This window comes from Streptococcus oralis (assembly GCF_001588645.1).
Lineage (GTDB): Bacteria > Bacillota > Bacilli > Lactobacillales > Streptococcaceae > Streptococcus > Streptococcus oralis_AB.
The window spans coordinates 60451-77206 of record NZ_LAYF01000013.1 but is presented as its reverse complement, the minus strand read 5'-3'; the positions used below and the strand labels follow the sequence as shown (position 1 = coordinate 77206).

At 40.5% G+C, this 16756-nt stretch carries 18 protein-coding genes and 1 pseudogene; 4 read left to right on the top strand and 15 right to left on the bottom strand.

The features are described from left to right. Positions 1 to 262 precede the first annotated feature (262 nt). The 5 genes from A0739_RS07800 to A0739_RS07780 all read right to left on the bottom strand — a co-directional run bounded on the left by A0739_RS07800 (position 263) and on the right by A0739_RS07780 (position 4238). The gene (locus A0739_RS07800) at positions 263 to 1342 is read right to left on the bottom strand and encodes a carbamoyl phosphate synthase small subunit (RefSeq protein WP_000166844.1); all 1080 of its coding nucleotides are present in this window, start codon (positions 1340 to 1342) and stop codon (positions 263 to 265) included. Positions 1343 to 1391: 49 nt separating this feature from the next. Beyond that, positions 1392 to 2315, bottom strand: coding sequence for an aspartate carbamoyltransferase catalytic subunit (locus tag A0739_RS07795; protein WP_061587593.1), 924 nt, complete (start codon positions 2313 to 2315; stop codon positions 1392 to 1394). Between the two features lie 18 nt (positions 2316 to 2333). Further along, complete coding sequence (gene pyrR, locus A0739_RS07790) at positions 2334 to 2855, bottom strand: bifunctional pyr operon transcriptional regulator/uracil phosphoribosyltransferase PyrR (protein WP_000850018.1); 522 nt, start codon at positions 2853 to 2855, stop codon at positions 2334 to 2336. A gap of 210 nt (positions 2856 to 3065) precedes the next feature. Next, on the bottom strand, positions 3066 to 3695 hold the full coding sequence (gene nth / locus A0739_RS07785; protein ID WP_000244437.1) for an endonuclease III: 630 nt from the start codon (positions 3693 to 3695) through the stop codon (positions 3066 to 3068). Next, the gene (locus A0739_RS07780; RefSeq protein WP_000773190.1) at positions 3696 to 4238 is read right to left on the bottom strand and encodes a YceD family protein; all 543 of its coding nucleotides are present in this window, start codon (positions 4236 to 4238) and stop codon (positions 3696 to 3698) included. Positions 4239 to 4406: 168 nt separating this feature from the next. Here A0739_RS07780 and A0739_RS07775 point away from each other — a divergent pair, with 168 nt between their 5' ends. Together A0739_RS07775 and A0739_RS07770 are read left to right on the top strand one after the other, a co-directional pair. Next, a complete protein-coding gene (locus A0739_RS07775) occupies positions 4407 to 4736 on the top strand; it encodes a hypothetical protein (protein WP_061587592.1) in 330 nt (109 codons plus the stop codon). Positions 4737 to 5068: 332 nt separating this feature from the next. Further along, the gene (locus A0739_RS07770; protein ID WP_061587591.1) at positions 5069 to 6628 is read left to right on the top strand and encodes an ATP-binding cassette domain-containing protein; all 1560 of its coding nucleotides are present in this window, start codon (positions 5069 to 5071) and stop codon (positions 6626 to 6628) included. A gap of 183 nt (positions 6629 to 6811) precedes the next feature. Here the strand turns inward: A0739_RS07770 and A0739_RS07765 are convergent, their stop codons facing one another. The 6 genes and pseudogenes from A0739_RS07765 to A0739_RS07740 form a co-directional block, all read right to left on the bottom strand. Next, positions 6812 to 7441 carry an ABC-2 transporter permease gene (locus tag A0739_RS07765; RefSeq protein ID WP_000202415.1) on the bottom strand — a complete coding sequence of 210 codons (630 nt, stop codon included), beginning with the start codon at positions 7439 to 7441 and terminating at the stop codon, positions 6812 to 6814. Continuing rightward, positions 7441 to 8289: an ABC transporter ATP-binding protein gene (locus A0739_RS07760; protein WP_000049613.1), complete on the bottom strand. Its 849-nt coding sequence runs from the start codon at positions 8287 to 8289 to the stop codon at positions 7441 to 7443. The genes A0739_RS07765 and A0739_RS07760 overlap by 1 nt, the downstream gene beginning before the upstream one ends. Continuing rightward, entirely contained in the window at positions 8282 to 8662 is a 381-nt protein-coding gene (locus tag A0739_RS07755; protein WP_001025497.1) for a GntR family transcriptional regulator, read from the bottom strand. Before A0739_RS07755 ends, A0739_RS07760 begins: the two co-directional genes overlap by 8 nt. A 116-nt stretch (positions 8663 to 8778) precedes the next feature. Further along, positions 8779 to 9140 (bottom strand): annotated as a pseudogene (locus A0739_RS07750) (RNA polymerase sigma factor). A gap of 60 nt (positions 9141 to 9200) precedes the next feature. Beyond that, positions 9201 to 10100 carry a zinc metalloprotease HtpX gene (htpX, locus tag A0739_RS07745; protein WP_061587590.1) on the bottom strand — a complete coding sequence of 300 codons (900 nt, stop codon included), beginning with the start codon at positions 10098 to 10100 and terminating at the stop codon, positions 9201 to 9203. A 1-nt stretch (position 10101) separates the two neighbouring features. Then, positions 10102 to 10662, bottom strand: coding sequence for a LemA family protein (locus A0739_RS07740; RefSeq protein WP_061587589.1), 561 nt, complete (start codon positions 10660 to 10662; stop codon positions 10102 to 10104). A gap of 93 nt (positions 10663 to 10755) precedes the next feature. On the opposite strand from A0739_RS07740, the gene rsmG reads away from it, so the two are divergent. Further along, positions 10756 to 11469, top strand: coding sequence for a 16S rRNA (guanine(527)-N(7))-methyltransferase RsmG (gene rsmG, locus A0739_RS07735; protein WP_061587588.1), 714 nt, complete (start codon positions 10756 to 10758; stop codon positions 11467 to 11469). Positions 11470 to 11789: 320 nt separating this feature from the next. Then, complete coding sequence (locus A0739_RS07730; RefSeq protein ID WP_061587587.1) at positions 11790 to 13073, top strand: uracil-xanthine permease family protein; 1284 nt, start codon at positions 11790 to 11792, stop codon at positions 13071 to 13073. A 44-nt stretch (positions 13074 to 13117) separates the two neighbouring features. Here A0739_RS07730 and A0739_RS07725 read toward each other — a convergent pair whose 3' ends face one another. The 4 genes from A0739_RS07725 to gla form a co-directional block, all read right to left on the bottom strand. Further along, positions 13118 to 14023, bottom strand: coding sequence for a DMT family transporter (locus A0739_RS07725; RefSeq protein WP_000048000.1), 906 nt, complete (start codon positions 14021 to 14023; stop codon positions 13118 to 13120). An 8-nt stretch (positions 14024 to 14031) separates the two neighbouring features. Further along, on the bottom strand, positions 14032 to 14967 hold the full coding sequence (locus A0739_RS07720; protein WP_061587586.1) for a serine hydrolase domain-containing protein: 936 nt from the start codon (positions 14965 to 14967) through the stop codon (positions 14032 to 14034). Beyond that, the gene (locus A0739_RS07715) at positions 14964 to 15689 is read right to left on the bottom strand and encodes a CppA N-terminal domain-containing protein (protein WP_061587585.1); all 726 of its coding nucleotides are present in this window, start codon (positions 15687 to 15689) and stop codon (positions 14964 to 14966) included. Before A0739_RS07715 ends, A0739_RS07720 begins: the two co-directional genes overlap by 4 nt. A gap of 110 nt (positions 15690 to 15799) precedes the next feature. Beyond that, positions 15800 to 16669: an aquaglyceroporin Gla gene (gene gla, locus A0739_RS07710; RefSeq protein WP_000348117.1), complete on the bottom strand. Its 870-nt coding sequence runs from the start codon at positions 16667 to 16669 to the stop codon at positions 15800 to 15802. Positions 16670 to 16756 lie beyond the last annotated feature (87 nt).

Genomic DNA, 16756 nt, shown 5'->3' with positions numbered 1-16756 from the left:
ATTTTTTAGAGAAACGATATTTTTCGATAAAAAATCTAGTGCAGGGAGTTTTTAGTTCGCTCAATAGCGACTAAAAGAAACGACCTGCCTTTCTATTCGTCGCCTCACAGAGCGACATTAAATAAGATACAAAGGACGAATAGAAAGCGACTGAATTTTAGGGAACCAAGGAAGGATTGACAATCCAAGTTGGTTTCTCTAAATTCCGAGCTTTCCGTCCGTGTTCAGTTACATAAATTCTCCGACGAGCTTTTACTCGTCTTTAGTTTGCTTGTTTAAAAGCTTCCATCATCTCGATAAATTCATCAAAGAGGTAGCTTGCGTCGTGCGGACCAGGAGCTGCGTCTGGGTGGAATTGTACAGAAAAACCTGGTTGGTATCTGTGGCGAACTCCTTCAACTGATTTGTCATTGATTTCTTCGTGGGTAATGATCAAATGATCTGGCAAATCCTCGCGGCTGACTGCATAACCATGGTTCTGGCTGGTGAAGTCTATACGACCTGTAGCAATTTCACGTACTGCATGGTTAAAGCCACGGTGACCAAACTTCATCTTGTAAGTCTTTGCCCCGTTTGCCATAGCAAAGAGTTGATGCCCCATACAAATTCCGAAGATTGGGATTTTTCCTTGCACACCACGAATCATGTCCAGTGCTTCTGGAACGTCTTCTGGGTTACCTGGACCATTTGACAACATAACTCCATCAGGATTGAGGTGGAGAATTTCTTCCGCCGTTGTTGAGTACGGAACGACGGTCACATTACAGTTGCGCTTGGAAAGTTCACGTAAGATTGAGTGCTTGAGCCCAAAGTCTACTAAGACCACACTCAAACCAACTCCAGGAGCTGGATATGAAGTTTTAGTAGAAACCTGCTTGATATTATCTGTCGGAAGGACTGTTGCTTGGAGCTGATCCGTCACATGGTCCATACTGTCTCCAACATGAGTCAAGGTTGCACGCATAGTACCATGCTTACGAATAATCTTGGTAAGTGCACGGGTGTCAATTCCTGAAATACCAGGGATTTTCTTAGCTTTCAAAAATTCATCCAAGGTCATTTGGTTGCGCCAGTTACTTGCTCTACGCGCTTCTTCGAAAACGACAACTCCCTTACAAGTCGGAATAATGGATTCGTAATCATCACGGTTAATTCCATAATTTCCCACCAAAGGATAGGTAAAGGTCAAGATTTGTCCATTATAAGACTGGTCTGTAATGGATTCTTGATAGCCGGTCATCCCTGTATTAAAGACGATTTCGCCTGTTACATCAATATCTGCTCCGAAGGCCTTGCCTTCAAAAACTGTGCCATCTTCTAATACTAGAAGTCTTTTTGTCATATTTTCACCTCTCGTGGACGCTCACTGGCGTCTTTTAACGTCTTGTGTTTTAGTTGGCGTTTCTACTCGCCAATACGGATTCTAAGATTGCCATTCGAACAAAGACACCGTTGGTCATTTGTTGGACAATGCGTGATTTTGGCGCTTCAACCAAGTGGTCAGCAATTTCCACATCTCGATTAACTGGAGCAGGATGCATAATGATTGCTGTTTCTTTTAATCTATTATAGCGTTCTTGGTTCAAGCCGTGTTGAGCATGGTAGTATTCTTTTGAAAAGACCGCTCCACTTTCGTGGCGTTCATGTTGAACGCGGAGCAACATCAAAACATCTACCTGATCAACAATCTCATCAATGGTTACAAACTGTCCATAGTCCGCAAACTCTTGGCTTCTCCATTCCTCAGGTCCTGCAAAGTAAAGTTCAGCTCCCAAGCGTTTCAAAATCTGCATATTTGATTTGGCGACACGTGAGTGGTCCAAGTCGCCTGCAATAGCAACCTTGAGCCCCTCAAAGTGACCAAATTCCTCATAAATAGTCATCAAATCAAGCAAGCTCTGACTAGGATGTTGACCTGAACCATCTCCACCATTGATAATGGAAGTCGTAATCGACGGACTCGCGATCAACTCTCTGTAGTAGTCGACCTCTGGGTGGCGAATCACACAGACATCCACTCCAAGTGCAGACAGTGTCAAGATGGTATCATACAGTGTCTCACCCTTATTGACCGAACTAGTCTTCACATCAAAGTCCAGTCGCTCCAATCCTAGCTTAATCTCTGCCACTTCAAAGGACTTATGTGTCCGTGTAGAATCTTCAAAGAAGAGATTAGACACGATAGGTTTGTTCTCGTAGGGAAGTTGGGCTCCGTTTTTAAACTCGATTCCTCGTTTGATCAATTTCATCACTTGATCAACTGTAAGGTCTTCCATGGAAACCACATGGTTCAATGTTTGTTGATTTTCTGACATGGCTACTCCTTCAGCTTTCTAAGCTTCTTCAGTAATCAGAACTCTGTCTTGACCATCAAGTTCTGTCATCTCTACGATGATTTCTTCAGAACGACTGGTTGGGATATTTTTCCCAACGTAATCTGGACGGATAGGCAATTCTCTATGTCCACGATCGACGAGAACTGCTAAACTCACGCGCGCAGGACGACCATGACCAACAATATTATCGATAGCAGCACGGATGGTACGACCTGTATAGAGTACATCATCGACCAAGATAACTTCACGGTCTGTCACATCAACAGAAATCAAAGAAGTATCTTCTCCACTTTTAACATCGTCACGGAAAGGTTTGGTGTCCAATTCAACAACTGGAACAGTGATGTTTTCCAACTGCTCCAAACGTTCTTTGATACGATGAGCGATGAAAACACCACGCGTTTTTATCCCAGCTAAGATAATTTTATTCAAATCTTTATTGCGCTCGATAATCTCATAAGTAATTCGCGTAATCGCTCGTTTGACAGTCAATTCGTCTACAACTTCTTTTGTCTTCATGACAAACCTCCAAAAAGAAAAGTCTCCTTCTACAAGGAGACTTGAAATGTATAGCCAAGCGAGCCCTACTGTAAACAGTATAGACTTCACCCTTCTACTCTATCGCGCTCCTTGCCTGCCTCACGGGACAGGTTTAAAGGACTATTTATTTACCATTTACTATAGCACAAAGCACCCTTAAAATCAAGCAAAAACTTTTTCCGAGTCCCCTTAAACATTACTAAAATCATATAATTGGGGATAGTGATCGCATTCTGGATTTTTGGGATGACAGATAGCTCGTCCAAAGTAAATCATGGCCTGGTGGGCTGCTAACCACTCTTCTGGTGGTAGGACGTCCATGACACGTTTTTCTACTTCAAGTGGTGTAGCTGATTTTTTAACGATATCGTGATGCTTACAGATACGCTCCACATGAGTATCCACTGCAAAAGCAGGAATTCCAAACCCCACACTCATGACGACATTTGCTGTTTTACGACCAACACCCGCTAGACTTTCTAATTCCTCTCGTGTCTGAGGCACTTGACCGTCAAAATCGTCTAGTAACTGTTGGGCACATTTTTTAAGGAATTTAGCCTTATTTCGATACAGTCCCAAGCGAGAAATGTGTGAAGCAATTTCACTCTCTGTCGCTACAGACATGGCTTGTGGCGTCGGAAAGGCAGCGAAGAGACCTGGCGTGGCCTTGTTTACCGCTGCATCTGTCGTCTGGGCTGACAACATCACTGCAACCAAGAGTTCAAAATGATTGGTAAAATCAAGACTAGGCTTAGCATCTGGAAACAGGGCAATAATTTCCTCTATGACATGACGGGCACGTTTCTTGGATAAAACCATCTACTCGTCTCCATCAAACAGTCCTTGCAAGCCAGCAAATGGACTGTTTTCTTCTTTTTTGACTGCTTGTTGAGCTTGGTATTCATCTTCAGTCATGATTTGCCAGTCATTTCCTGACACAAAACCTTGGCCCGCCTCTTCTTCTGCCGTCAAGACTTTGATAGGGATATTGAGCAGAATATTATCTGCTACGCTCTCAGCAAGGTCGATTTCCCCATTTTCGATAGGCAAGACCAAGTCATCATCAAGAACCTCCTGGTCCAGTTGATTGGTCGCTCCTTCCATGAAGACCTCTGTGACTGGATAAGACTCAGCCAACTCAACTGGCTCCATACTGCGACTGGAAGCAAGAACAATGGTATAAGATAGCTGATAGTCTAAGAAATACAAACGGTCTTCGTACTGCACCTTTCCCACTGCAAGGATATCTTTGACATCTAAAATCTCTTGATTTCGTTTACGCAAGTCTGCTGCCAGGTCTAAAGCTTGTTCAAAGTGTAGGCCTTCAGGTTGCTTACGAATTTCTTGAATGTTTAACTTCATATTTCCTCCATAAAGATGTACTCACTTGATTATACCATGAAAAGGCTATAAGTCAGCCTCCCAAACTTTGATATTAAAATCTCATTTTTTAACATATTTACTATGACAAATTTTCCTATTAGTGCTATACTATAGGCAAGAATACATCAGAGCAAGGAGGATGCTCATATGGAAGACAAAGCACTCATCACTGAAGCTTACCAACTCCTTTCCGAGTTAAATAAAAGCTACCAAAGCTGCAAACAAGGAACAGCCGATGATCTTCGACTGCAAGAGCTGCTGAACACCACTCTTAAGGAACTAAAAACAGCAGAAAAGCTGGACAACAGTATCTTAATCAATCTTGAGAAATTTTACCAACGTACCAGTCTTCTGATTGGACTAGGTAGTCTAAAACTGAATGATCAAGCACGCACCGCTTGGCGCAACTATGACAAGTTCCACTACGAACATGTCAAACACGTATTGACTCTCTACGGGCCTGTTTTCGGATTTTAGAGCTTGAAATTACTTGTTTTCTATTGACAAAATTTCCTGAAAGGTATAGGATAGAGGTACTAATACTCGGAGGTAAGGGAGACATGAACAACTAAGTCTATCAAATAAAGAATCTTTATTTAGTAGATCTTGTTTTTGTCTCTTTTTGTGTGCTCTTTTTATACTAGATTTTCTAGTATCTTGTCCCCATTGAAAATCAAAAAACTAGAAAGCTATGCTCCTCTTGGGTTGGGGTAGGCAGCTCCAAGCTAGTTTGACGAGTTTTTCAACGAGGATAATAGAGTTTTGGACAGTGACTTTGGGCTCTACTAGATAAAGTAGAGCTTTTTGTTATGCACTATCGACATTCTAGAAAGGGCAACAATATGATAAAAATCAATCATCTAACCATCACGCAAAACAAAGATCTACGAGATCTTGTATCTGATCTAAGCATGACCATCCAAGACGGGGAAAAGGTTGCTATTATTGGTGAAGAAGGAAATGGTAAATCGACTTTACTACGAGCTTTAATGGGGGAAGCATTACCTGATTTTACTATCAGGGGCGATATCCAATCTGACCTTCAATCACTAGCCTACATTCCTCAAAAACTCCCTGAAATCCTGAAAAATAGGACTCTACACGACTACTTCTTTTTGGATTCTACTGAATTAGACTACAGCATTCTCTATCGCTTGGCGGAGGAATTGCACTTTGATAGCGACCGTTTTGCTAGCGACCAAGAAATTGGCAGTCTATCAGGGGGCGAAGCTTTGAAAATTCAGCTCATTCACGAGTTAGCAAAACCTTTTGAGATTCTATTTTTAGATGAACCTTCAAATGACCTAGACCTTGAGACGGTTGATTGGCTAAAAGGTCAGATTCGAAAGATTAGGCAAACTGTTATTTTCATTTCCCATGATGAAGACTTTCTTTCTCAAACGGCTGATACTATTGTCCACTTGCGGTTAGTCAAGCATCGAAAAGAAGCGGAAACACTAGTCGAGCATTTAGACTATGATCGCTATAGTGAGCAGAGAAAGGCTAATTTTGCAAGACAAAGCCAGCAAGCTGCTAACGACCAAAGAGCCTATGACAAAACCATGGAAAAGCATCGCCGAGTCAAGCAAAATGTAGAAAATGTGCTTCGTACTACCAAAGACAGTACAGCTGGGCGCCTATTAGCTAAAAAGATGAAAACTGTTCTCTCTCAAGAAAAACGCTTTGAGAAAACAGCTCATTCTATGACGCAAAAGCCACTTAAAGAGGAACAAATCCAACTCTTCTTCTCACATATACAACCATTAGCGGCTTCTAAAGTCTTAATCCAACTGGAAAAAGAAAATTTGTCCATTGGCGAGCGCATTTTAGCTCAGGAGTTACAACTAATTGTCCGTAGTCAAGATAAAATCGGTATTATCGGGCCCAATGGTGTTGGAAAATCGACTCTGTTAGCCAAGTTGCAACAACTCCTAAGCGACAAAAGAGAAATTTCGCTTGGTTATATGCCACAAGATTACCACAAAAAACTGGAATTGGATCTATCGCCAGTAGCCTTTCTCAGCCAGACAGGGCAAAAAGAGGAATTACAGAAAATCCAATCCCACTTAGCCAGTCTCAATTTCAGTTATCCAGAGATGCAACACCAAATCCGTTCCTTATCTGGTGGGCAACAAGGCAAACTACTTCTATTGGATTTAGTTCTGCGCAAACCAAACTTTCTCATTCTGGATGAACCCACACGAAATTTCTCTCCCACTTCCCAACCCGAAATCAGAAAACTCTTTGCCTCTTATCCAGGTGGTCTGGTCACTGTTTCGCATGACAGACGTTTCTTAAAAGAGATTTGTACGAGTATCTATCGTTTGACAGAGGAAGGTTTGGAAGTCGTTGATTTACAAGATTTATAACTTTTGAACATAGCAAAAATCCAGAGGCGAACTCTGGATTCTTTGGGCTGTTTGAGCTAACTCAAACAGCTTGAAAGATACTCACTTAATCAGAAGAACAACTTTGTTGCACTTGACTTGACAATTAAGGAAAAAATTGTTTTTCCATCTCTGCCACTTAACTACAAATTAAATAATTTATAACTAGTATTCTTTTTTCTCCATAATCATAACGGACAATTTTACTGCAAGCCCTATGATTAATATGCTTACAACTAAAATTCCTAAGCAAATCATTGATATAGAATTCTTACTAAAAATCTCCATTAGTTCTGCAAGAAAATTTGACTTTTCTTTTAACAGTGTTGATAAAGCAAATATTAAGAAATAAGTGATTACCATAATGAGTCTACCCTTTTCAGCACCATATTTAAGAATAAATGGTAATTGAATGGCAGACATAAGTATACTAGCAGCTAATGTAATTAAAGCAATAAACACTATATTATCCAATGACATTTGATTTTTTGTCATCAACAGTACAAAAATGCAGATTGAACCAACCAAACCAAAGGCAAATGCAAAGAAAAACTTGCTCAACACATAACTGCTCTTTTTTATTGGCATCGAAAATGCAAACTGTTCGAAATTTGATTTTGTATCATAGCCAAAGGCGATTGCAGTAAGTATGAGCGGAATCATTACACATATTAACGGAACCATAAACAATTCATTTTCATAAATTCCATATACAGCCAGTGCAATACTGATAGTAACCGTTAATAATAATGTCTTTTTTAAAGTTGCTATATCTTTCAAAATTAATGATGTCATTATTGTCTCACTCCTTTCACAAAGTAAATCATAATATCCTCAATTGACGGTTTTTGTAACTTGATACCATCAGGTACAAGACTCTTTTTAACAAGTAACTCTTGCCCAAAAGAATGTATTCTTCTTCCTACAATGGCTTCTTCATCAATGTTATTTACTTCTTCATTGGATAAAGTACATATACCGTAGTTTTCTTTTAACTCATCTTTTGTTTCCATAAATAAGATTTTTCCATTGTGAATAAAAGCAATGTAATCTGCCACTTTTTCTAAGTCAGATAAAATATGGGAAGAAATAAGAATTGTATGATTTTCATCTTGCATAAAATCTAATAACAAATCCAAGATTTCCTCTCTTACAATTGGGTCAAGCCCACTTGTTGCTTCATCTAAAATCAAAAGTTCAGCATTGTGAGATAAAGCAACAGCCATTGAAAGTTTCATTTTCATACCACGAGAATAGTTTTTAATCATCTTTTTATGTGGTAAATTGAATTTTTCAACGAATCCATAAAACTGCTTTTTATCCCATTTTGAATAAACTCTATGACAAAACTTTTCAACATCGATTAATGTCATTTCTTCCGGCACTAACAAATCATCAAATACCACTCCAAGTTTATCTTTCAGTTCAACACTATTAGGATTTTCCTCATCTAAAAGTCTTATATCGCCAGAGTCTTTTCTTAAAAGCCCAAGTAACAATTTTATAGTTGTACTTTTACCAGCTCCATTCTGTCCGATATATCCAACTATTGTTCCTTTCGGAATAGTAAGATTTACCGGTCCTAGTTTAAAACTGTCAAATGTTTTTACTAAATCTTTAATTTCAATAGCATATTTACTCATATTCACCCTCCACATAACTCTTTAACATTTTTATCAATTCATCACTGGATACATCTGCAATTTCTGAAAGTTCAACTACTTCTTGAAGCTTCGATTCAATTTTCTTTAAGTATTCTTCTCGAATTAGTTCTTTATTTTGTGCTGCAACAAAATTACCTTTTCCTTGTACCGAATTTATAAACCCGTCTAACTCTAATTCATCAAAAGCTCTTTTTGCAGTTAACATACTTACTCTTATTTCTTTCGCTAAGAATCTTATCGAAGGTAGTTGTTCTCCCACTTTCAAATCTCCAGAAATGATTTGTGCTTTAATTTGATTTTTTATTTGCAGATATATTGGTTCATCACTGGAATTATTTATCTGTATATTCATCATCAACCCCCTACTGTTATTTGTGTTTTAACTGTTATTATTATAGCATAACAGTTAAAACATTGCAATATCTAAAAAGAAGCAGACAAAAATTTTTTTCCCGCTTCTTCTCATTACTATCTAAATTCTTTCAGCAACTCTCTTAGCTTTTCCAATATCTTATTTCTTCTCTTTATGAGAGCTGGATGAGATATTTTTTTCATTTCAGCTACCAAACGAATAGTTTCATCATTGAAATAAAGTCTATCAATGATTTCTCTTTCTTCTTCATTTAATTTTGATAGTGCATCTCGCACTGCCTCAATCATCCTCTGTGTCTGAACGTTTTTATCTACATCAAAACCCTCATCAACTATACTATCCTCAAAATGTCCATCATTTTCAAAAGACGAGAAAAAAGCAGGTGATTTCTTCTATCCACCTGCTTCAAATATTTTTCGGCTCTATAATATTTGTAGTGGGTAAATCCCCTATGGATATTATGGAGCTTATTTTAGCTTTTCTTCAACCCACTACAGTTGACAAAGAGCCATTTTTTCTACATATGTTTCAAACGCTCAATTCGTTCTGAGATAGGTGGGTGGGTGTAAAATAGTTTTTGGAGTCCGCCACCTTTCTTGGGATCATTGATATAAAGAGCGCTACTGGCATCGTCAACATGGTGATGCATCGGCTCACTATTTTCCAACTTACGCAAGGCATTGATCATCCCTTGAGGATTACGAGTCAGCTCCACACTGGATGCATCCGCCAGAAATTCCCTCTGACGGGAAATGGCTAATTGCACCAAGGTTGCTGCGAGAGGTGCTAGAACAATGGCTAAGAGAGAGATAACAAGCATGATAATCTCCAAACCATTTCCATCGCGATCATTATCACTCCGTCTGCGACCTGCGCCACCCCACCACATCATCCGTCCTGCCATACTAGACAGAAGGGTAATGGCACTGGCAAGGGCAACAGCAATGGTCGAAATGCGGATATCGTAGTTTCGGATATGACTGACCTCATGCCCCATAACAGCTTCTAGCTCCTCGCGATTCATGATTGCCAGAAGACCCGATGTTGCTGCGACTGCTGCATTCTGCGGGTTTGAACCTGTTGCAAAGGCATTTAAAGAAGAATCCTCAATGATGAAAACACGCGGCATGGGAATCTGAGCGACCATGGCCATATCTTCTACTACATGGTAGAGGTCTGGTGCTGTTTGCTCATCAACCTCACGCGCCCCATTCATAGACATGACAATCTCTGTCGATTGAAAGATCATGGTCAGAGCGTAGATAAGACCAATAATCAAGGCAATAATCACGCCACCAAGACCTGAACGCATAAAGAGATAGCCAACCGCATAACCAACCAAGGCCAAGAGTAGGAAGAAAACCAGCAACAAAATCCAGGTTTTTCGTTTATTGCTCGCAATTTGATCAAACAACATCTTAGCCACCTAAACCGCTAAAGTCAACTTTAGGAACTGCCTTTTCCTCTTCAGGTGTTTGAAGGAAGTCTGCAGCTTTAAAGCCAAATAGTCCTGCGATGATGTTGCTTGGGAAACTTTCAAGTTTTACATTGTAGTTGCTGACAACACTGTTGTAGAGTTGGCGAGAGTAAGAAATTTTATTTTCTGTATTGGTCAACTCTTCTTGCAATTTGATAAAGTTAGCACTAGCTTTCAAGTCTGGGTAATTCTCTGCTACTGCAAAGATACCAGAAATCTGGCGGGTAAGGGCATCACTGGCCTTCATAGCTTCTGCCGGTGAAGTTGCTGCAGCTACTTGTCTACGAAGTTCTGTTACTTTTTCCAAGGTAGAACCTTCATATTTCGCATAGCCTTTGACTGTTTCAATCAAGTTTGGGAGGAGATCATTACGACGCTTCAACTGAACATCTATCTGGCTCCAAGCCTCCTTGGTCTGCATACGATTTTTAACCAAACCGTTATAGCTAACAATCACAAAAATAACAATCAGAGCCAAAACTCCAAGAATAATCCAAGTCATAATCTTATTCCTTTCTGCTTTTAGATTACTACCAGTATATCAAAATTTTAACGAATATGGTAAAATAAGATGATACTAGAGAAGGAAACTACTATGAAACCAGAAACATTTTACAGCCTACTAGCTGAGCAAAATCTTCCACTTACTGACCAGCAAAAGAACCAATTTGAACGGTATTTTGAGCTCTTGGTCGAGTGGAATGAAAAGATTAACCTGACCGCTATTACAGACAAGGAAGAAGTTTATCTCAAACATTTTTATGATTCGATTGCACCCATCCTGCAAGGCTTGATTTCAAATGAAACTATCAAACTTCTTGATATCGGGGCTGGGGCAGGATTTCCTAGTCTGCCCATGAAAATTCTCTATCCTCAGTTGGAGGTGACCATCATTGATTCGCTCAATAAGCGCATTAACTTCCTTCAGCTTTTAGCTCAGGAGTTGGATTTGGATGGTGTTCACTTCTACCATGGACGGGCAGAAGACTTTGCCCAAGACAAGAACTTCCGTGCCCAGTTTGATGTGGTGACAGCTCGTGCGGTTGCCCGTATGCAGATCTTGTCTGAGCTGACCATTCCCTATCTTAAAGTTAGCGGCAAACTATTGGCACTCAAGGCCAGCAATGCTCCTGAGGAATTGCTAGAAGCCAAGAACGCTCTCAACCTCCTCTTTAGCAAGGTAGAGGACAACCTCAGCTATGCCCTGCCAAATGGAGATCCGCGCTACATCACTGTCGTCGCAAAGAAAAAGGAAACACCTAACAAGTACCCAAGAAAGGCTGGCATGCCCAACAAACGCCCACTTTAAACAATGGTGCCCCCTTGTTTAAAATTCAGAAAACCATTTACAAAATCAACTTCGCTCTCACATTTCTAGGCTCGGGGAAAATTCGTTTACAAAACGGACCTCGCTCTCGCATTTCCGGGATCGGGAAAAATTCGTTTACAAAACGAATTTTTTCTGCTATACTATCCTAAGCAAAGGTTTTTAATGTCATCCTGTGAGGTGACGAAGGCGCAGATTTATATAAATTTTTAAAAGATAGCTATTTTTTAAAAAGTCTTACTCTGAGGGCCTATTGCTGCAAAATAATGGGCTCTTTTTTGGTGCCCAAAAGTGAGGTTTTTATGAAACAGGAATCAACTGTTGACTTGTTACTAGACGTTGATCAACGTCCTTCTGCTGGTAAAGGAATTCTTCTAAGCTTCCAGCACGTGTTTGCCATGTTTGGTGCAACCATTCTCGTTCCCTTAATTTTGGGAATGCCCGTATCGGTTGCTCTCTTTGCTTCCGGTATTGGAACACTTATCTACATGATTTCTACTGGCTTTAAGGTTCCAGTTTATCTAGGTTCTTCATTCGCCTTTATCACAGCTATGTCTCTAGCCATGAAAGAAATGGGAGGCGATGTATCTGCTGCTCAAACTGGGGTCATCTTGACTGGTTTGGTCTATGTCCTTGTAGCAGCAAGTGTTCGTTTTGCAGGTACGAAATGGATTGACAAACTCTTGCCCCCAATCATTATCGGACCTATGATTATCGTTATCGGTCTTGGTCTTGCTGGTTCTGCTGTAACGAATGCTGGACTTGTGGCAGACGGAAACTGGAAAAACGCTCTTGTAGCTGTCGTGACGTTCTTGATTGCTGCCTTTATCAATACAAAAGGAAAAGGTTTCCTTCGTATCATTCCTTTCCTCTTTGCCATCATCGGTGGGTACATCTTCGCTATGATGCTTGGTTTGGTTGACTTTACCCCAGTCCTTCAAGCCAACTGGTTTGAAATTCCTGGTTTTTACTTGCCATTTAGTACAGGTGGAACCTTTAAAGAGTACAACTTGTACTTCGGTCCTGAAACAATCGCCATCTTGCCAATCGCTATTGTAACCATTTCAGAACACATCGGAGACCACACAGTTTTAAGCCAAATCTGTGGCCGTCAATTCCTGAAAGAACCAGGACTTCACCGTACGCTTCTTGGTGATGGTATCGCGACATCTGTATCAGCCTTCCTCGGTGGACCAGCTAATACGACCTACGGAGAAAATACAGGGGTTATCGGGATGACTCGTATCGCTTCTGTCTCCGTTATCCGTAACGCGGCCTTCATCGCCATTGCTCTTAGCTTCCTAGGGAAATTTACTGCCTTGATTTCAACCATTCCAAATGCTGTGCTTGGTGGCATGTCCATCCTTCTCTACGGAGTTATCGCCAGCAACGGTTTGAAAGTTTTGATTAAGGAACGCGTTGACTTCAGTCAAATGCGTAACCTCATCATTGCTAGTGCCATGTTAGTACTTGGACTTGGGGGAGCCATCCTCAAACTTGGGCCAGTTACACTTTCAGGTACTGCTTTATCAGCCATGACAGGAATCATCTTGAACTTGATCTTGCCACACGAAAACAAAGACTAATCATCTATATACACAAAATCCACTCGATTGAGTGGATTTTTTAATTACTTACTCTTTATTTCCAACAGTAAATCTTTCAAAGAAATAATGGTCACGGCTAGTAAAATCATAGCCATACCGACAAAATCAATCGCATAAAACTGTTCCTTCATAATCAGAAAGGCAAAGAAAACGGCAGAAATTGGTTCTATGGAAGCTAATAAACTAGACTTAACAGGGCCTATCAGACTAGCTCCTTTTAGGAAAGCTGTATAGGCAAAAACCGTTCCGATGATGATAATCCCAGCAAATGCAAAGAGAAAATCTAAGCTGGTTGGTATGCTGGCCTGTAAGACTCCTGTGAAAGGAATAGCCACTACACCAGAAATAACCATCCCAACACCAATCACCAAAATACTGCCCCACTTCTTAATCAAAGCAATAGGAAGGATGATATAGAGGGCATAGGTCAAGGCTGAAAAGAGGCCCCAGAACAGACCTAGGGGTGTGACAGATAACTGGTCAACTTTCCCGTGCGTCGCAATCAGAAAAGTTCCTCCTATAGCCAATCCAATCGAAATAATCTCAGCCAGTGTCGGTGCTACCCTATCTTTCATACAGGTATAAACCAAGATCCCAACGGGGCACACATACTGGAGAACTGTCGCTGTTCCAGCATTGGTCTCCTGAATGGCAGAAAGATAGGCAAACTGGTTTAAGAAAAGTCCGAACACTGCAAATAGCAACAGAGATAGCAGACTTTTTCTGTCTTTTATAAAAGCATAGAGTTTATTCTTTGCAGTCACGTAGGATAAGAACACCAGTGCCAAGCCTGCAATGATAAGTCGCAAATTGGTCAAGACTAAAGCAGAAATCCCGTGTGCCATCAGGTATTGGCCACTGGTTCCAGACAAGCCCCAAGCAATCCCCGCCACTACTGTATACAGAGTTCCTTTTACGGTTTTTGACATACTTCTTCCTACTCCTCTTGACGAATCATTTCCATCACTTGGTTTCGATCGACTATCCACTGGGCACGCTCATCCTTCTCATACGTTCGATTGGATAAAAAGATAGCCGCCTCCTGCTTCTCTCGATTCCACATAATGAAGGTACCTGTATAACCCGTATGGTCGAGCCAAGCTCCTTCCAGATTCCATGATAGAGACCGCTCCTTATCATCTAAAGGAGAAAAATTTCGGCTCAATTCTGCTGCAAAATCATCTTTCAAATAATGTTCCAGAAAGATCTGCAAATCCTTAACAGTCGAAAACAAACCAGCACTTCCTGCGTGTTTCCCTAATAGACGGGCTTTGGGATCGTGAATGTTTCCGGCCTCCACCCCTCTCACTGTTGGTACAGCTTGCTCAACGGGACCGAACTTGGTCTCCTTCATCCCCCATGCTTCCAAAACTTGTTCTTCTATAATCTGATCCAAGTCTTGATTAAAGATTTTTTCCAAAAGAAAGCCCAAAAGTAAAAAGTGAACGTCCGAGTATAGGAAGGCTGGCTGACTTCGTCTATTGAGGTGAAACATGGCTTCTTTTAATTCAGGGGCAGTCAAGAGGTCCCGATTTGGAATAAAGGGGTCTAAATCTGTAGCATGGGTCAAAAGTTGCCGTATAGTGATATCAGGATAATCACACTCCGGTAAAAAATCCGTCACCGGTCGATCAATATCTAATTTGCCCTGCTGCCACAAGAAGGTAAAAACCGTCCCCACTCCCACTACCTTACTCACACTGGCTAGATCATAAACCAAACCACTTTCTGTCTTCAAGTCTCTTTCTGGATCACTCAATCCTAGATAAGACTCTTTCCATTCACCATCCTTATAATACGCAAAAGAGGCCCCGGGATAAATCCCTGCCTCGATTTGATTTTCTATTTTTCTTAGAATTTTTTCCCACTTCATGCTTCTTCAAACCACAATTCAATGTTATTGGTATCTTTACCAAGGAAGAATTTTTCAGACTTAGGGACAAAGTAGCCTGTCTTTTCAAATTTCTGACGAAGACTGGTTAAATCAAAATTCTTGACTAAAAATTTTAACATCGTCAGGTCCCAAGTGACATTGTTTTCAACAACCAAATCTGGTCCTTGCCCTTTCGTAAAGGTAATTACTGGCGCTACTCCTTCAGGATCAAGTAAGCTCTCTGTCTCCTCAGGCAAACGAAACTCCATAGAAACCTCAAATTGGCTCACGTATTTTATACCTGTATTTGAATAAAATTCAGGAACAGTTTCCAGTGGAACCAAATCTCTTATATCATCTTCTGCATGAACAAGGATCACATCCTCTTCAGGAGAAACAATCTCAAAAGCATACCCACGGTTTCCTTTAAATAGACGAGGAAGAGACTTCATCTGAGAAAGAAGAGCTTCAATTTCAGAAGGATTCTCAACCTTTATCAAGAGTCTAGCTAGCTTCTTAAGTCCTTCAACTTTGCGTGTTCGCATGCTTGGAGACTCTTCTAAAATCAATCTCTCCGTAGCTGTCTGATCACCTAGAGAAATAAAGGCAGACTCTTCCAGCAAAGGTTTCATCCCCAGGGTTTCAATGTAAAATTTTTCATTTAATTTTCGATTATTAACTTTCAAAGTCGGAACGATCCGAACAATCTCATTCACCTTCATATATTCCTCCAACTCTTTTATTTTAAAGGATTTTCGAATATTTTACAAGCCATATCTATTTTATTTAGAAATTTTACAAGAAAAAAACTGGGATTCCCCAGTTTCATTTCTTATAGGTAAAGTAGTTTGAATAGTGCTACTGCTGCAATACCCGCTGCAATTGGAGCTACAACTGGAACCCATGCATACCACCATTTTGAATCACCCTTGTGTTGACCAAGAACTGATTTTGGAAGGAGTTCGTGAAGAAGACGTGGTCCAAAGTCACGAGCTGGGTTCAAACCAGGTCCAGTAGGTCCACCAAGTGAAGTTACCAAGGCCATTACTAGGAAACCAAGTGCCAAGTGCGCAACTGAGATCCCAGCAGCTGTATGTGGAGCTACTTGAGCTTTCACTGCCAATTCACTTAAATCAACAGTTTGTCCAGCTTGAGTAGCCATTTGTTTCATGTATTGAAGAACCTCAGCACCAAAGAAGTTTTTAGTCAAACCAAGTGCTGCAAAGAAAAGAACAAATGAACCTACAAACTCATTGAGGAAGCCGTTAACAGTAGCTGCAAAACGTGATTCTTTTGTACCGTGGTCAATGCTTGAAATTGTTGAGAAGGTACCCAAGATATTGTTAGGGTTCTCTGTCTTCAAGTAGTAAGGACGGTGAGTCGCTACAACCAAAGCTTGACCGAAGATTGCTCCCAAAACTTGTGCTAGGATGTAATATGGTACTTGCTCCCAAGAAAAAAGTCCACTAACAGCAAGTCCAAGAGTGAAAGCTGGGTTAATGTGGTTACCAGATACGTTACCAAACATCAAGGCTGGGATCATAACCCCCATACCATAACCAACCGCGATAACGAGCCAGCCACTTTGGTGACCTTTCGTACCTTTAAGTTCAACGTTAGCAACTGCACCATTACCAAGAATGATCAAAATAGCAGTTCCCAAGAATTCTGTGGCATATTTAATAGCCCATGTAAAATCCATTTGATAGATTCTCCTTAAATTTTTTTAGACAATCCTTATTCTATCAATTTTTAGGCCTTTTAGCAATATCTTTTCTAAAAGAATCTA

What these genes read in the sequence shown, in the direction of transcription:
- A0739_RS07800 (WP_000166844.1), bottom strand. Translation starts at nt 1,342, where the DNA reads ATGACAAAAAGACTTCTAGTATTAGAAGATGGCACAGTTTTTGAAGGC.
- A0739_RS07795 (WP_061587593.1), bottom strand. Translation starts at nt 2,315, where the DNA reads ATGTCAGAAAATCAACAAACATTGAACCATGTGGTTTCCATGGAAGAC.
- pyrR (WP_000850018.1), bottom strand. Translation starts at nt 2,855, where the DNA reads ATGAAGACAAAAGAAGTTGTAGACGAATTGACTGTCAAACGAGCGATT.
- nth (WP_000244437.1), bottom strand. Translation starts at nt 3,695, where the DNA reads ATGGTTTTATCCAAGAAACGTGCCCGTCATGTCATAGAGGAAATTATT.
- A0739_RS07780 (WP_000773190.1), bottom strand. Translation starts at nt 4,238, where the DNA reads ATGAAGTTAAACATTCAAGAAATTCGTAAGCAACCTGAAGGCCTACAC.
- A0739_RS07775 (WP_061587592.1), top strand. Translation starts at nt 4,407, where the DNA reads ATGGAAGACAAAGCACTCATCACTGAAGCTTACCAACTCCTTTCCGAG.
- A0739_RS07770 (WP_061587591.1), top strand. Translation starts at nt 5,069, where the DNA reads ATGCACTATCGACATTCTAGAAAGGGCAACAATATGATAAAAATCAAT.
- A0739_RS07765 (WP_000202415.1), bottom strand. Translation starts at nt 7,441, where the DNA reads ATGACATCATTAATTTTGAAAGATATAGCAACTTTAAAAAAGACATTA.
- A0739_RS07760 (WP_000049613.1), bottom strand. Translation starts at nt 8,289, where the DNA reads ATGAGTAAATATGCTATTGAAATTAAAGATTTAGTAAAAACATTTGAC.
- A0739_RS07755 (WP_001025497.1), bottom strand. Translation starts at nt 8,662, where the DNA reads ATGAATATACAGATAAATAATTCCAGTGATGAACCAATATATCTGCAA.
- htpX (WP_061587590.1), bottom strand. Translation starts at nt 10,100, where the DNA reads ATGTTGTTTGATCAAATTGCGAGCAATAAACGAAAAACCTGGATTTTG.
- A0739_RS07740 (WP_061587589.1), bottom strand. Translation starts at nt 10,662, where the DNA reads ATGACTTGGATTATTCTTGGAGTTTTGGCTCTGATTGTTATTTTTGTG.
- rsmG (WP_061587588.1), top strand. Translation starts at nt 10,756, where the DNA reads ATGAAACCAGAAACATTTTACAGCCTACTAGCTGAGCAAAATCTTCCA.
- A0739_RS07730 (WP_061587587.1), top strand. Translation starts at nt 11,790, where the DNA reads ATGAAACAGGAATCAACTGTTGACTTGTTACTAGACGTTGATCAACGT.
- A0739_RS07725 (WP_000048000.1), bottom strand. Translation starts at nt 14,023, where the DNA reads ATGTCAAAAACCGTAAAAGGAACTCTGTATACAGTAGTGGCGGGGATT.
- A0739_RS07720 (WP_061587586.1), bottom strand. Translation starts at nt 14,967, where the DNA reads ATGAAGTGGGAAAAAATTCTAAGAAAAATAGAAAATCAAATCGAGGCA.
- A0739_RS07715 (WP_061587585.1), bottom strand. Translation starts at nt 15,689, where the DNA reads ATGAAGGTGAATGAGATTGTTCGGATCGTTCCGACTTTGAAAGTTAAT.
- gla (WP_000348117.1), bottom strand. Translation starts at nt 16,669, where the DNA reads ATGGATTTTACATGGGCTATTAAATATGCCACAGAATTCTTGGGAACT.